Here is a 14,940-nt window from a genome sequence, read left to right on the forward strand (position 1 = left end):
AATAAGTACCCTAAACAAATGAACAGAACCAATGCTCTTGCCATATGCAAAGAAGTATGGGAGGGCTTATGGATTCGATCAATGGTTTCAAAATCTATAAAAGTGATTGATGATATACTTCTTAAAACATGTGAAAGTATTAGAACTGGCAGAAAGTTTCCAAGGAATCATAAAGTCAAGAAGCCGCCTGCAATGGAATACAAACAACTTTAGCCTTAACTAAACGACATTGATTTTAATGCCTGAAAAATTAACGTACCATGACCAAGCTACCCATCTGCTTCATGGACTGACCTTTGCTATCCGTATAGGTCACTACGTATACATAACTGCCCGAAGGCATCCGATTACCTCCGAAGATGCCATCCCAGCCCTGATCTGGATTTGCGGAGTGAAATAGCAACTGGCCCCATCTTCCATAAACTGACAGGTTAAATGCTTTCACATCATCGTGTACTACCGCCCTGAATATGTCATTCTTACCGTCTCCATTCGGACTGAAAGCTGTGGGCAGATACAGCGCACAATCCCTGGCCTCTCTGGAAACATCTGCCTCCCCTTCAACCATACAACCATTGCTATCCGTGACCCTGAACCGGTACTCACCGTCATTCAACCCTATAAATGTACTATCCATCTGGCTGGCCTCATTACCCAGGATCGTATATGTGTATGTGGGAGTCCCGCCTTCTACAGTGATCGCAATCGCACCATTCTGTGTCGTATTACATGAAATATTCCTTGTCGAAATATGCACAATCTTCAACTCCTCCGGCTCCGTAATATGCAGGTTATTTACATCTACATCGCAATTAGCTGCATCCAGCACTTTTACATTATATTTACCTGCAGCCAAAGAAGAAAAACCGGAAGAATAACTATAAGTAATCCCCCCGTCAATACTGAATGTATAAGGAGATATGCCTCCGGATGCTGACATATAAATAGCTCCGTTGTCAGAATTGTAACAACTGTTATTGACGATCGCTGCTGTTGTCTTTACTTCATATTCGCCAATGATCACCTCCTGTTCCACACTAATACCATTCGCCCCCGTCACTTTCACTGAATACTTTCCCGACGCCAGATGGGAAACACATGAATCATTGTATTTAAAGGGATTCCAATCGTACTTATAAGGACCTTCTCCTCCTTTCACTTTTACAGCAGCCCAACCATTGCTCGAGTTCTTACAGGCATTGCTAACCGACACTTCTATCTGCGGTACCTCCTTAATAGTAGCAGATAAATTATCCAGCAGCACTGCTGAATAATTCTCTGAATCACAGTTACCTGCCAGGTAAGGACTGAACAATAAATATTCACAATCTATCTTTGGACGGATAGTCACTACCTTTCTCTGCCAGTCAGTGTTATAAAACTCGCCGGAGGTCCACAAAGTATCTTCCTTGCTGTTGATACCACTACCACCATAAATACCCAGTGAACCAAAACAGATTTTTGTATAATAAAAAGGAGGGAAAGCGATGTCAAAACTAAACATGTAAATTCTGCCCGCTTTCAACGGGGTAGAGAGCTTTTGTCCATACGTCTCATCCCATGCACTTCCATGCATAGCCCCCACATACGTTTCCCCGTCTGAGGCTGTTCTGTCTACTCCCAAAAAACCTGGTTGGGTATCCGGAGATTTACTACCGATCACCCATTCAGCAGGCAAACTTGCCTGCCCAACGGCCCCTTCAAGTGACGGATTACGTATCTGTATATCTTGTCCAAATATGCCTTCGCATAAAGAACAATTAATGGTTAAAATAAGAATAGCACGAATGAATAGAAAATACACTTTACAGACAGATGCTGTGCTCTGAATTAGTGTTCTCATAGGATAATTAAAAATAGTTGTTCACTTCAATTAATGGGTGAATCCATTAATTGAAGTGATATGTTTTTTCATAGGACGAAAAATAACATTCCAAATATATGATTTATTTTTAAATATTAAATTTTTAAATATTAAACCCGGTTAAAAATAATGACTTATTAACTTCCTATAACGAAAAAGAGGGTTCTCCATTATCTGAAGGCACCCTCTTTTATTATTTGAAAATCCTGATTTTAATCGAACAAATTGCAGATAATATTCGTTACACGTTCCAGGTCCGCACGGGCTAAATTGGAACCACTTGGCAAACATAAGCCCATATTAAACAATTCTTCGGATGTTCCATTTACATAAGCAGGCGTACCGACAAAAACGGGTTGTAAATGCATTGGTTTCCATAATGGCCTGGATTCAATATTATCAGCGGCCAGTGCCAGCCTGATGTTTTCCCTGGTCACTCCTTTACTTACTGTCGGATCAATCACCAGCGTAGTCAACCAGAAGTTGCTCATGGAACCTGGTATTTCATCCAGGAATTTGATGCCTGGCAACTGTCCCAACGTTTTGCTGTAATATGCTTTATTACTTCTGCGTTGCTGTACGCGCTCGTTCAGTACTTTCAGTTGTCCACGGCCGATACCTGCGCAGATGTTACTCATTCTGTAGTTATACCCTACATGACTATGCTCGTAATGCGGAGCATTGTCTCTTGCCTGTGTAGCCAGAAAACGCGCCTGTTTCACAGCTGCCTCATCATTACTTATTAATGCACCGCCTCCACTCGTAGTGATAATTTTATTGCCATTAAAACTTAGAATACCAAAATTACCCATCGCACCGCATGCAATACCTTTATAAGATGAACCCAGTGCTTCTGCCGCATCTTCTATAAGTGTAATCTCATATTTGCGCGCAACAGCAATGATCTCATCCATTTTTGCGGGCATTCCATACAGATGCACTATAATAATGGCTTTGGTTTTCTTACCTTTTTTAATTCTGTCGAGAATTGCCTCTTCCAGCAAATCCGGATCCATATTCCAGGTATCCTTTTCGCTGTCCACAAAAACCGGTAATGCCCCCACATACATAATAGGATTTGCTGATGCCGAAAATGTCATACTTTGACAGATGACTTCATCTTCCCGACCCACACCCGCCAGAATCAATGCCAGGTGTAATGCTGAAGTACCTGACGACAATGCAGCTACATGCTTCACGCCTGTAATGCCAGACAACTCCACTTCAAATCCGTCTACGTTCGGCCCTAAAGGCGCAATCCAGTTAGCAGCAAATGCTTCATTTACAAAGTTCAGCTCCTCTCCTCCCATATGTGGAGATGACAGCCAGATTTTTGTGCTCATTATTTCTGATTAAAATTATTTTTGTGTAATTCTTTTGCAGGATTACCAACCACCACTGCGTTGTCCGGCACCTCCCTGGTCACTACTGCTCCTGCCCCTATTGTCGCCCACCTACCGATGACGATACCGGGTATTATCACTGCACCGGCGCCGATATGCGCACCTTCCTCGATTTTTACGCCTCCACATACTGCCACATTAGGTGAGATATGTACATAATCTGCAATGATGCAATCATGGTCAACAGACGCATTGGTATTGATAATACAATGCCTACCTATTATCGTATCCGCATTAATAGTTACACCTGCCATCAACACAGAACCATCACCAATTACAGCCCTGCATGATACAGTCGCGGCAGGATGAATGCTTTTCATAAAGGGGACTCTCAGCTGCGCTGCCACCTTTTTACGAAGATGGTTGTCTCCCAGGGCTATCACCATCCCTGTAATTGTGTTGTCCCACTCCGGATTATACCTGCTTACTTCGTAATCCCATAATGTATGTACCGCCTGATTGTCGTCAAATAAGCCAGCGGCTTTAGTTCCCTGCTGTTCCAGGATTTCCAGTATTACTTTGGCATGGCCACCGGCTCCGTACAAATAAATCATTGGCTGTGCATTTTAATTGCCTGTAAATTTCTCAGCTGTAGCTACATTGTCAGCATTGATCCCTTCTGATTTTGCCACTTTGGTAAAGGTCAGATATAGGATCTTTAAATCCAGCGCGGCACTGATATTTTCTACATAATAAACGTCGTACGCGAATTTCTGTTGCCAGCTGATGGCGTTTCGGCCGTTAACCTGCGCCCAGCCGGTAATACCTGGTCTAACGTCGTGCCTCCTTGCCTGTTCTACATTGTACAGGGGTAGGTATTCTGGCAACAGGGGACGTGGCCCTATCAGGCTCATGTCTCCCATTATCACATTCAGGAGCTGTGGCAACTCATCCAGCGATGTCTTTCTTACAAATTTCCCTACAGATGTTAGTCGCTCCGCATCCGACAATAAATTCCCCTCAGCATCTTTTTTATCGTTCATAGTTTTGTACTTCACCACTTTAAAAATCTGCCCGTTCTTTCCGGGACGCCGCTGAAAGAAAAAGGGTGTACCTCCGTTAAAAATGGCCAGTAAGATAGTCATGATGATAAATAAAGGGAATAATATTATGAAAGCGCTCACTGCTACTATCAGATCTATCAATCGCTTTACAAATATGTTATAAAATTTGCCGGACATTACTGTTTATATATTTTTACTCTGATAAAGCAGAGATTATTTTATCTCTCGCCGCATCCGCCTGTGACGCATCGCCAGGTGCCCCTAACACTGATGCAGCAAGTGCTTTTGCTTTTGAAGCACCCAATTTCTTTGCATACAATTGCAATAATTCATAATCTTCTACTCCCATCATAAATCCTTCCCAACGCCGCGATGAGACGATATTGTCACCGTCCACATATACGGCTGCATAATTAGTAGATCCTGCAAAGTAACGTGTCTTCAGGATATTATTAAATGCATCCTTTGAATCAGCATAAGCCCAAAAACCAACACCTTTATATCCGTTTGCGAAAGCTTTCCAGGACATCAGGCGGTAATAATTATATGGGCTTAGTAACTCGGCATTTCCCTTTGTATTATAAATCCAGGATTTATCAGCTACAGTCGGTACGGTATATATATAGTCCTCAAAGACCTGCATGACATCCATATACTGATTTAACTGCGATATTTTATTATCTGGCAGTTTGCCAACCGTCATATACAACTTTATTCCAGGCACTGCACTCTTTGCCCATTGGGCAAAGGCTATCAGCTTATCCACGTCTTTTACTTCAATCTCATCATATGGGTAAACATACACGTTTTGCATATTCCAACCACTCTGTGTAACTACCTTGCTCAGATTCTGATACCATATTTTAAAATCCGATTTCCATCCGTCAGACAGAAAGTCATTTTTCTTACAGTAATTCAGATTTTCCGCAGATACAAAATTCATGTATAATAATAAGGTTCTGGGCTTATAATTTCCAAAAGCAGACAAATAGCCATTCAACGCGGATCCCGTATTATGCTGTATATCTCCTAATGCATTCGGAGGGATCACAGCAGTATTTATATGATGATTATATAAATCTTTTACAGCTGTAGCTTTCCGAGTGTTCAACATCGGGTAATACAGGTAAGCCCATACATTTGTATTCAAAGCAAACTTACTTTCATCAAACCTGATTTTCGCTACCGAAACATTTATTGTAACAGTTTGACTGGTCTTACCATCACTTACACTAATACTGTTCTTGCTACTTCCGGCGCCACTACCTGTCAATTCAGCCAGAAATAACCTTGACTCACCGACATCTAATGTCAGCTGTTTATCTGCTATCTGCAGCGGATCAGCTGTTTGCTGGTAATTCATATGAGAGGTAAGGAATGGTACGGTATACAATGTAAGCCTCCCCGTGTGCTGATCACCGCTGACATTAATTGTATAATTCGCTTTCTCCTGACTCAGATTAGTTACAATAAAACCTACATAGGAATGTCCGTTGATCACAGTCTTAACATTGACATTATCTGAAGAGCGTTTTACTGGTTTATATACAGTACCCAGGGCATCCCAAGCATTGAAAAAATTAACTGTAAAATCATTGCCCAGCTGCTGTTTCAGCTGACTTGCAAAAGCAGCACCAGAGGCCCCCTTATTGTTACTACTGATCGAACCCACTGCCGCCTGATATTGCAGATTCTTTGCCAAACCAGCTCTATTGGCTGCATCCTTCTGCACCAGGTCATCCACCTGCTCATCTACCGGCTTATTGCTAAACGCCATTCTGGACGAAGCACCTCCCCCTGCATTGAAGATCTGTATTTCATCACAAAACAATAATAAACCTTGTACGATCGCTACCAGTTTTACATAGCGCCCATGTACCATAGCTGTCTTCAACTGAAATTTCTGTATTTTATAATCTCCGGCAACATTATCACCACCTGCCATCACATCACCCACGTATTGATAGGTGGACCCGTCATCCGATACAAATACAAACACATTTGAAGGATAATACACACTCGCCTGTTCCCTTCTGGCAGTATTAAACGTTAACTGATTAAAATCAACTGATTTCCCCAGATCGATCTCAATGCTAATTCTGGAAGCCTTGTGCCAGCCTGCTGTTTGTTTACTATTCCAGAAATATCCTGAAGTATAAACACCATCCGTCAATAAACTTTTATCATCCCCTGGAGCTGTGTTCTGATAGTTAGGGGGTACACTCAGCGTATAGGGCCTGTTCAAAGCCAGGTCCTTCTGTCCATTAGCAACATTACAAGCACCAACGGTAATCATCAACATGGAAAAAAACATTTTAATCCGGTTCATCCTTCTTAGTTTTTTAATGTCAACAATACTAAACAGCCAATAAAACATCCTGGTACCTTGCAGCTGCAATATCCAGTGAATACCGTTCCTCGGCAAGTTTAATTGCATTATTACGTTGTTTCGCCAAGGTTGAATGATCGTTAAGATAATTGGACAATGCGGTAGCAGCAGCTTTGATATTGCTTGCTGGAGATAATACTATCCCCACCTCTTTTTCATGGATGGCAGTTGCCTGCCAGCCTTCATAGTTGATCAAAATAGGCCGGCCAGCGGCCAGACAATCAAAGAACTTGTTGGCCGAGTTAGCCCAAAGCTCCTTAACAGGAATAAAAAAAGAACTGCCAATTGTACTTTCTGCGTATAATTTTGGCAACATATTTTTAGGCACCGGGTCAAGGAAGAAAACCTGTCTGTTCAGTACCTGCCTTTCTGCTGCATACCGAAGCAATTCCGGTTTTTCCATACCATCTCCCAATACCATGAATACGATCTCAGGATCAATCTGAGCGGTTTCAGCCGCCAGGTCTATTACATATTTTATGCCATTCACCATGCCAAGCGTACCTGCATATAGCACAATTTTATCAGATGCTGTGTACTTAGGCATTATTGGCGCGCCTTCTGGCACATTAGAAAATCGCTTCATTTCTGAAATATTATAAATAACTGTAACCTTATCGCTGTTTGTTCCCGTTCTGCTAACAATAGAATGTTTCATATCTTCCGAAAGCGCTACTATATGCTTTGCATTACGGTAAATATATTTTTCAAATGAATTCAGTATCCTGATCAATTGACGGTTCCTGATTACACCTATTGCAACAGGTACCTCCGGCCATATATCCCTCGCCTCAAAAATAAATGGTGTATGATGTAACATTTTTTTCACCAATGCAGGTATTGCAATGGTTAAAGGAGTAGAAGTAGCAATTACCACATCTCCTTTTACCTTCAATACTCTTCTGGATGCATACAGGAAAAACTGCAGGAAAACAAAGATACGCTTTGCAAAACTCAGTTTATTATTATACTCCTGCTTTAATACATGCAATTCAATCCCTTCATAGTTGATAACTGTCCAGGTGCCAGTTAATTCAAAATCCTTCAAAAAAGCACTTGTTGTGATCATGATCACCTGATGGCCCTGCTCCAGAAATTTTTTTGACAAGTCATAGGAACGTGTTCCCCCTGACATTGAAGGGATTGCAAAATATTGGTGTAAATAAATAATTCTCTTAGTCATTTAATAAGGCTATTTTTGTGTAAATTTTCTCCAGTTTCTGCATATTTATCCGGCGGTTTCCTTCCACTACTACATACTCCTGATTTTGCACAAGGATACCAGGTACCTTTTCAAAAAATTCGTCCCTCAGGTATATCAATTGTTCTGCCAGTTTTTCAGCATCCCCTACAGGGAACAACAAAGCGGATCTTTCATGTGCAAGAATAGCCTTGTTCGCCACTATATCAGTCACTACCGGAAACAAGCCAGCAGCCATTGCTTCCAGCAGGCTAAGGCTTGTGCCATCCGATCTGGAGGATGAAAGGTATACACTGCACTTTTCAAATACCGATAACTGTGCTGTATTTTCCACTTGTCCGTAAAATGTGACCTGGCTGTTCAGATTATGTGTATTTACAAAATCTAAAGCAGCCTGTTGGAATGGCCCTCCACCAATAAAAGACATTTCAAATGGCACCTGATTTTGCTGCAGCACTACCAATGCCTTCAGAATCGTCATATGGTCATAAACGGGCTCAAATCGCCTGTTACAAACCATCCTTAAAACATAAGGCACTGTATGGGCTGCATGATGCTCCCTGAATAAATCATAATTGATACCTACATTAATATTGTAAACCTTCTTATCTGATATACCCAATTGCAGGACTTTGTCATACAATTCCCCTGATACCACATTCACTGCCGATGCCCTGCCCAATATGCGTTTGAGTAAGACGCGCCATACGCAGGATTTTACACTAGTATTTATGTCACTGCCATGGGCCGTTACTACTGTTCCCGGATGATGAATGATATAGGCAGCTAGTCCTCCACTTGTCACATAATGTGCGTGAATAATATCAGGCCGCAGTTTTTTTATAATTTTCTTAGCTTTAAAAGCGGCTATAATGTATTTATATTTATATTTATTTGTCTTTACATCATATTCTTTACCCGTCCAGGCATTGTGCACCGGTACATTCCTTTCAGGAGAAGGACTTAACGCAATAAAATGCACCTCATGCCCTTCTGCCCTGAAGTAATCTATATAGGGCTGAATATGGGTAAATGTACCCGCAGATAAAAAGCAGATTTTCATTACTGATCCCTGTATTTAATAATTTTCGCAGGATTACCTCCTACAATTGCATAATCAGGAACATTTTTAGTCACTACCGCACCTGCTGCTATTATTGCTCCTGTACCAATGGTGACACCTGGCAATATAATCACTCTCGTACCAATCCAGACATCATCTTTAATCTCCACTGGCTTCACAACCGATCCTTGCTGCATATTCATGGGAATGCTCAGGTCATCATACTTATGGTTGCGGGTGAGAATAATAACCTCTGGTCCCATCATGACATTTTCTCCTATAATCAGCGGCCCTCTAACATGTGCGCGGACACCAAGCCCGGAATTATGCCCAATAGAAATTCCCTTTCCCGAGCCTACATTCGCGCGACTTTCCACATTAATATCCTGACCCGCTTTATCAAGGATTCCGCTGGCAATAAATGCACGAATCTTCCTGATAACGAAAAAATACCGGTTATTCGTTTCCGGAAGGTAATAGGCAAAGCCGTAATAGAAGAATAAACTGATAATTCTGATCATACCTTCAATAAGTTCAGATATTTATTTAAGAAGACCGATTTGTCAAACTCAGCTGCAGCAAAAGCGAGGTTCTCCATACTCATCTTATCTACCTGTACCGGAGATAAAGCCATTAATTTTTTGATTGCATCGGCTATAGACGTCACATTATTGGGGTCAAACAAAAATCCATTCACACCTTCTTTTACTAATCTCGGATTATCACATACATTGCTGGCCAATACCGGCTTACCACATGCCATTGCTTCGCAGATCACATTCGGGCACCCTTCATAAAAGGAAGGCAGACAAACAGCACTCGCCTCATTAAAAAGACGGGGGATCTCCCTAGAAGGTCCATCCAGAAAAACCACCTTTTCCAATCCATGTGTTTTCACATATGACTCGGCATCCAGGTACCGTGATGTATTTTGGGGCACGCCATCCTTCATCATCTTATTGCCATACCAATATAATTCAACCGGCTGTCCCTTCAGGAAATGAATTGCCTTAATAAGATTTTCAGGATTCTTCAACCGCTGGTAACTGGCCGCTACCACAATTTTCACCACATCCTTCGCTGGTGTTACCTCCATTGGTCTGAACTTCTCAAAATCCACTGCATTCACGATCGTATGCACTTTCTTCTTCAGCCACGGTGCATTATTCATCACAAAATGAGAAAGATTATAGCTATTCGTCACTACTACATCTGCCAGCCGGTGAAAATGGAAACGCACCTTATCCCTTGTTGAGATCTTCCCAATTTTACCTGTACGCTCAGACACAATTAGGCCCCACTTCCGAAACGGCAGGGAGGCCAATTCTGTAATAAGATTTGGATTATCTAAAAAAGAAATAACATTATCAGGCTTCGCCTGCTTTACCGCGAGCAGAAAATTATACGTTCTTGAAAATAGGTTTGTCCACTTTACAGTCACCACATTAATCCCTAATCTTTCAGTCACTTCCTTATAAAAATTGTCATCCAGATACGTGATAAACTCCACGGTATGACCGCTGCTGATCAATAGCTCAGCCAATAACACAATTTGACGCTGTGCACCTCCCGATCCTAATCCGTCAATACATAAAACAACCTTCATATCTAATGCTCAAATGTTAATTTAATTGATGCACCGTCATTGCAGGTATCTCTCGCTGAATGGTATGCATATTCAGATAAGAAACCATAGTAAAATATAACAGCCAGAACAACTTCTCACCCAGCAAAACAATTGCAAATGAACTAACTATCACCATCAGGGCAAAATAACAGGTCCAGATAATATTATTTTTTCGGTAAATGTCTGACCGGTATGCCATTATAATCAGCTGAATCAACGCTGCATGAAACAACAGAAATCCTATAACTCCCGTATTCGCCAATAATTCGATCATATTGTTATGCGAATATAAGTCATATCCACCCAAATACACAAAAGCCCCATAGCCCCAGCCAAATAAAGGTTGTTGTGTCCACATATCCCATCCCTTCACTGCCAGATTATACCGGAGCAGATCGGAATCACTATAACTACGATTCCCCGCAAATACATCCTGCAAATACTGGAACCGCACAAAAGCTTCTGAGTTATTATCTACCATGAAATTGGAAATAAAAAAACCAGATAAGAATATGAGTAGAATAGATATAAACACTAGTACAGTAATATTCCTGATCACACGTATATAAAATATTAGATACAGGATATTGAAAAGATACATCAGTAATCCCAACTTAGAACCACTCATCAACACCTGATGAGCAGCCAACACAATAAAGATCAAAACAAGGTTTCGCCAAAACTTCGAATACAACTTGTACCGCTGCAATAAGAAAGAGATACAGAAATTGACCATCAGAGAAAACAGGTTCGCATTCCCCAAAGTACCGGCATAACGCCCTGTCCTGCCAAATTCATCTAACTGTGGTATGAAAACATTGAAGACAAATCCAACTAATAAACCGACTGTAATTCCAAATAGCACCATATCAAATGCCTTGATATTATCCACAATCCGGGTTAGGATGTATGACAACAGAAAAATCATCATTATATTAATGATTGATTCCCCAGTAAGATCATACGGAAAAAAAGCAAAAGAGATCAAACTGTACATAGAAAAATAGAGCAGACAGCAACTTCCCCAACTCCATGGCATTTTTTTGCCAGAGCGTTTCAGATGTATTGTCTGAACGAAATACTCTACCATCAGCAGACCTGCAAAAATCTTCGGAATAATCGTCAGATTCTCGTAATCAAAACAAACGATCGCTGTTAAAGCATATAAGAACAATAAAATATTAATACGCCTCATTACTGTACTTTACCTTTTATCCAGTGGCTAAACCACATTTGAAAACATAAGATCCGCCAGATTCTGTCTGCATCCGCCCTTCGCTGCTTCTCCTGAAAACGGCGACGTAATTTTTTTATTTCCTGATAATCAAATATTCCACTCGTAGCAATCTCCTGCTCACTCAGATAGGTATCACAAAATACCGCCAGCTCATTCAGCAACCAATGCTCTATCGGCACAGCAAAGCCACGTTTGGGCCTGTCCAACAGCTCCTTAGGTAACATGGTATAATCTATCTCTTTCAACAAATATTTAGGAATATTATCCTTAAACTTGATGGCAGCCGGAATCTGCGCCACATACTCAAACAACCGGTGGTCCAGCAATGGTTCTCTCCCCTCTAAGCTATATGCCATTGTAGCCCTGTCCACCTTCACAAGAATATCGTCCAGCATATAGGTCTTGACATCCGTAGACTGCATCTTTTCAATTTCACTGTTGTCAGCAGCCAGACTGCCAGATACATCAAATGCTGTATCTAATTTTTTAAAAGCCCCTTTCATCAGTTTCTTCAGCTCATAATTACTGAATAATCTATAATCAATCTTCTTTAGAAATGAAACACTTTTGTCATTTGCGTGCACAATCTCCTGCGCTCTTTCCAGAATCGCATCCTTGTCATACCGTCCCTGCATTCGCCGATACCTACGCATCAGCCCTAGTCCCCAGCTAATCGGATACCGCAGTACACCCGGAGATTTACGCAACATATTATACAGCCCACCTCTGGAGAAATATTTAGTATACCCACCAAAGATCTCATCGCCACCGTCTGCCGATAAAGCCACAGTTACATGCGGTCGTACTTTCTGGCTCAGCAACATGGTTGGTATGGCAGATGAGTCTGCGAATGGCTCATCATAATATACAGGTAGCTGTGGAATGATCTCCAACGCATCCTTTTCCGTGCAGATATATTCGTGATGCTCCGTATTTAGCTGTTCTGAGACCTCCTTTGCGATCTTCGCTTCGTTAAAAGCTTCATTATCGAACCCGATTGTGAAGGTCTTCAGTTTGTAGCCCAGCTGTTTGGTAAGCAATGCCGTCACCAGCGAACTGTCTATACCTCCGCTTAAGAATATCCCCACCGGTACATCTGCCACCATGCGATATTGAAAAGCAGACTTTAGCAACTCCAACGTCTCCGCAATGATCTCTGCTTCTGTTTTATGATAGAATTTTTCTCTGTTAAATGCATCCAGCGGATCCCAATATATTACCTCTCTTACAACCTTGCCCTTTTCCATATCATACTGCAGAATCTGCCCGGGCTTCACTTTCCGCACATGTGTAAAAATGGAATGCGGAGTAGGAATATATCCGTATCTCAGAAATAAAGGAATTGCATCCAGATTAATATCATTCTTAAACTCAGGATGCTCATAAAATGCCTTGATCTCCGACGAAAACATCAGGAGCTTCTCTGATTCAAAAATAAATAACGGCTTTACACCAAATCTGTCCCTGATAAAATAAACCTGCTTTTGCTTCCGGTCAAACAACACTATTGCAAACATTCCAATGAACTTCGAGACCGCATCTATGCCCCACTCCTTGTAAGCATAGAGGATCATTTCGGTATCACTCCCGGTTTTAAAAGTATAACCCAGCATCTTCAGCTCGCTCCGGATTTCATCAAAATTGTAGATCTCCCCATTAAACACCACTACAAGGTCCTCATCATTGCTTAACATTGGTTGTTTACCTGCGTCAGAAAGATCAAGTATTGCCAGCCTGCGGTGGCCCAGAAAAACACACTCATCCTCATTTCCCCAATGACTTTTGTTATCAGGACCCCGGTGTGCAAGCACCTCCAGCATTCCCACTATGACACTATCATTGTAAGTCAATTTTGTCTTATGAATATATCCTGCGATACCGCACATGAGTTACTTTTTATTTAAATCAGCTACAATAGAAAGCCCTTTATATGAAAAAATTAGCAATTGTGTGGCAAAAGACAGCCATGCCAGACCAGTCACAGAAAAATAATAGATGACAGGAACTACAAGTACCATGTTCATCACTGCTGAATACGTCACCGCACGCAGCAATACCTTATTCATATTTTGAATTGCCAGCATGTTCGTAAAGAATGCGCCAAAAGGGTAAAGGATCACGCTTAATACAAACACCTGCAACACCGCCAGTACAATAACATCTTCATGCCCGACAACTAACTTCACAATGAATGGAGATCCGATAAATACGCCAACACCTACAGCGGTACAAACCGATAATAGTATGAAAAAGATCTTCTTTGATTCTTTAATATAGGCAGCTATAGACTCCTTGTACAACCTTGCCTGCAAAGGGAAGAATACCTGCGTAAAAGGCGTAGATACATTATAAAGTCCTCTGAACACCTTGTCCGCAGCAGCATACTGCCCCACTACAAACGGTGCTTTAAAATAAGCGAGTACCAGTACATTCGTGGAAGAATATAATGTTACAAATACCCTCGATAAAAAGATCCGCCAGCTTTCCGTCAAATCAGCCTTCACATCCTGCCAGGTGGGTGCAAAATACCTCAGCTTATATTTGGTGTACACGGGGATCACTGCTATGATTCCTCCCACCAGAAACCCTACCGAGTTGAACAAAAACACTGTAGCCAGCTGATCTGCCCTCTTAATAAAAAGGAAGATGCAGCCGGTAAAAAAGATTTTGATCAGCGCATTGATCATCGTCGCCACTTTCATTTTTCGGATTGCCTGATAGAACCAAATCGGGAAAATAGCTTGTCCTACAACCATTGGAAACGCCAGTATATACGCAATGAAATGATTTCTCACCTCAGACGCACATAAACCTGCTATCATTAACACTAGAAAAGAAATACCAATCAATAACCCTTTGGATGCCATAATAGTGTTGAATACTTTAGACTTCTCCTCTTCAGTAGCTGCCTGCGAAATATTCTTAACACCCGTTACATTAAAACCAAAATCTATCAGTATGATAAAATAAGTTAGAACAGTCTGTATCACTGTATACTCTCCAAATACACCTAATCCAAACACCCTGATGAGATACGGGAACGTTAGGATAGGTAATACATAATTTGAAGCTTGAAAAAGTGCCAAATACAAAAACTCAGAAACTAATTTTTTCAACGACTTAAAATTTACTTTCTAACTGCAATTGCTTTT

At 41.3% G+C, this 14,940-nt stretch carries 13 protein-coding genes; 1 reads left to right on the forward strand and 12 read right to left on the reverse strand.

Annotated features, from left to right (window positions below; genetic code table 11):
- Positions 1-213: hypothetical protein (locus BW716_RS37630; RefSeq protein WP_220388750.1), on the forward strand; the 213-nt coding region annotated here is incomplete at its 5' end.
- Positions 214-250: 37 nt separating this feature from the next.
- On the opposite strand, the gene BW716_RS12030 is transcribed toward BW716_RS37630, so the two are convergent.
- The 12 genes from BW716_RS12030 to BW716_RS12085 form a co-directional block, all read right to left on the reverse strand.
- Positions 251-1,843 (reverse strand): gliding motility-associated C-terminal domain-containing protein, encoded by a 1,593-nt coding sequence (locus BW716_RS12030; RefSeq protein ID WP_083722803.1) that lies wholly within the window; start codon positions 1,841-1,843, stop codon positions 251-253.
- 233 nt (positions 1,844-2,076) lie between these two features.
- Positions 2,077-3,207, reverse strand: a complete 1,131-nt coding sequence (locus tag BW716_RS12035; RefSeq protein ID WP_083722804.1) for a DegT/DnrJ/EryC1/StrS aminotransferase family protein — start codon at positions 3,205-3,207, stop codon at positions 2,077-2,079.
- Positions 3,207-3,821: an acetyltransferase gene (locus BW716_RS12040; protein WP_220388751.1), complete on the reverse strand. Its 615-nt coding sequence runs from the start codon at positions 3,819-3,821 to the stop codon at positions 3,207-3,209. The genes BW716_RS12035 and BW716_RS12040 overlap by 1 nt, the downstream gene beginning before the upstream one ends.
- A 12-nt stretch (positions 3,822-3,833) precedes the next feature.
- Positions 3,834-4,448 (reverse strand): sugar transferase, encoded by a 615-nt coding sequence (locus BW716_RS12045; RefSeq protein WP_083722805.1) that lies wholly within the window; start codon positions 4,446-4,448, stop codon positions 3,834-3,836.
- A gap of 16 nt (positions 4,449-4,464) precedes the next feature.
- Complete coding sequence (locus tag BW716_RS12050) at positions 4,465-6,573, reverse strand: discoidin domain-containing protein (RefSeq protein ID WP_220388752.1); 2,109 nt, start codon at positions 6,571-6,573, stop codon at positions 4,465-4,467.
- Between the two features lie 55 nt (positions 6,574-6,628).
- Positions 6,629-7,843 (reverse strand): glycosyltransferase family 4 protein, encoded by a 1,215-nt coding sequence (locus tag BW716_RS12055; RefSeq protein ID WP_083722807.1) that lies wholly within the window; start codon positions 7,841-7,843, stop codon positions 6,629-6,631.
- The gene (locus tag BW716_RS12060; protein ID WP_083722808.1) at positions 7,836-8,924 is read right to left on the reverse strand and encodes a glycosyltransferase; all 1,089 of its coding nucleotides are present in this window, start codon (positions 8,922-8,924) and stop codon (positions 7,836-7,838) included. Before BW716_RS12060 ends, BW716_RS12055 begins: the two co-directional genes overlap by 8 nt.
- Positions 8,924-9,445 (reverse strand): DapH/DapD/GlmU-related protein, encoded by a 522-nt coding sequence (locus BW716_RS12065; RefSeq protein ID WP_143708834.1) that lies wholly within the window; start codon positions 9,443-9,445, stop codon positions 8,924-8,926. Before BW716_RS12065 ends, BW716_RS12060 begins: the two co-directional genes overlap by 1 nt.
- Positions 9,442-10,530, reverse strand: coding sequence for a glycosyltransferase family 4 protein (locus BW716_RS12070; RefSeq protein WP_083722810.1), 1,089 nt, complete (start codon positions 10,528-10,530; stop codon positions 9,442-9,444). The genes BW716_RS12065 and BW716_RS12070 overlap by 4 nt, the downstream gene beginning before the upstream one ends.
- Positions 10,531-10,546: 16 nt before the next feature.
- On the reverse strand, positions 10,547-11,482 hold the full coding sequence (locus tag BW716_RS12075; RefSeq protein WP_179091100.1) for an O-antigen ligase: 936 nt from the start codon (positions 11,480-11,482) through the stop codon (positions 10,547-10,549).
- A 263-nt stretch (positions 11,483-11,745) separates the two neighbouring features.
- On the reverse strand, positions 11,746-13,674 hold the full coding sequence (gene asnB, locus BW716_RS12080) for an asparagine synthase (glutamine-hydrolyzing) (protein ID WP_083722812.1): 1,929 nt from the start codon (positions 13,672-13,674) through the stop codon (positions 11,746-11,748).
- 3 nt (positions 13,675-13,677) lie between these two features.
- Positions 13,678-14,904 (reverse strand): oligosaccharide flippase family protein, encoded by a 1,227-nt coding sequence (locus BW716_RS12085; protein ID WP_083722813.1) that lies wholly within the window; start codon positions 14,902-14,904, stop codon positions 13,678-13,680.
- Positions 14,905-14,940 lie beyond the last annotated feature (36 nt).

Origin of the sequence: [Flexibacter] sp. ATCC 35208, from assembly GCF_001975825.1 — a bacterium.
In the GTDB taxonomy this organism is placed as follows: Bacteria; Bacteroidota; Bacteroidia; order Chitinophagales; family Chitinophagaceae; genus Chitinophaga.

Coding starts and splice junctions, on each gene's coding strand:
- BW716_RS12045 (WP_083722805.1), bottom strand. CDS start 4,448: ATGTCCGGCAAATTTTATAACATATTTGTAAAGCGATTGATAGATCTG.
- asnB (WP_083722812.1), bottom strand. CDS start 13,674: ATGTGCGGTATCGCAGGATATATTCATAAGACAAAATTGACTTACAAT.
- BW716_RS12060 (WP_083722808.1), bottom strand. CDS start 8,924: ATGAAAATCTGCTTTTTATCTGCGGGTACATTTACCCATATTCAGCCC.
- BW716_RS12070 (WP_083722810.1), bottom strand. CDS start 10,530: ATGAAGGTTGTTTTATGTATTGACGGATTAGGATCGGGAGGTGCACAG.
- BW716_RS12075 (WP_179091100.1), bottom strand. CDS start 11,482: ATGATGATTTTTCTGTTGTCATACATCCTAACCCGGATTGTGGATAAT.
- BW716_RS12030 (WP_083722803.1), bottom strand. CDS start 1,843: ATGAGAACACTAATTCAGAGCACAGCATCTGTCTGTAAAGTGTATTTT.
- BW716_RS12065 (WP_143708834.1), bottom strand. CDS start 9,445: ATGATCAGAATTATCAGTTTATTCTTCTATTACGGCTTTGCCTATTAC.
- BW716_RS12035 (WP_083722804.1), bottom strand. CDS start 3,207: ATGAGCACAAAAATCTGGCTGTCATCTCCACATATGGGAGGAGAGGAG.
- BW716_RS12055 (WP_083722807.1), bottom strand. CDS start 7,843: ATGACTAAGAGAATTATTTATTTACACCAATATTTTGCAATCCCTTCA.
- BW716_RS12050 (WP_220388752.1), bottom strand. CDS start 6,573: ATGTTGATGATTACCGTTGGTGCTTGTAATGTTGCTAATGGACAGAAG.
- BW716_RS12040 (WP_220388751.1), bottom strand. CDS start 3,821: ATGATTTATTTGTACGGAGCCGGTGGCCATGCCAAAGTAATACTGGAA.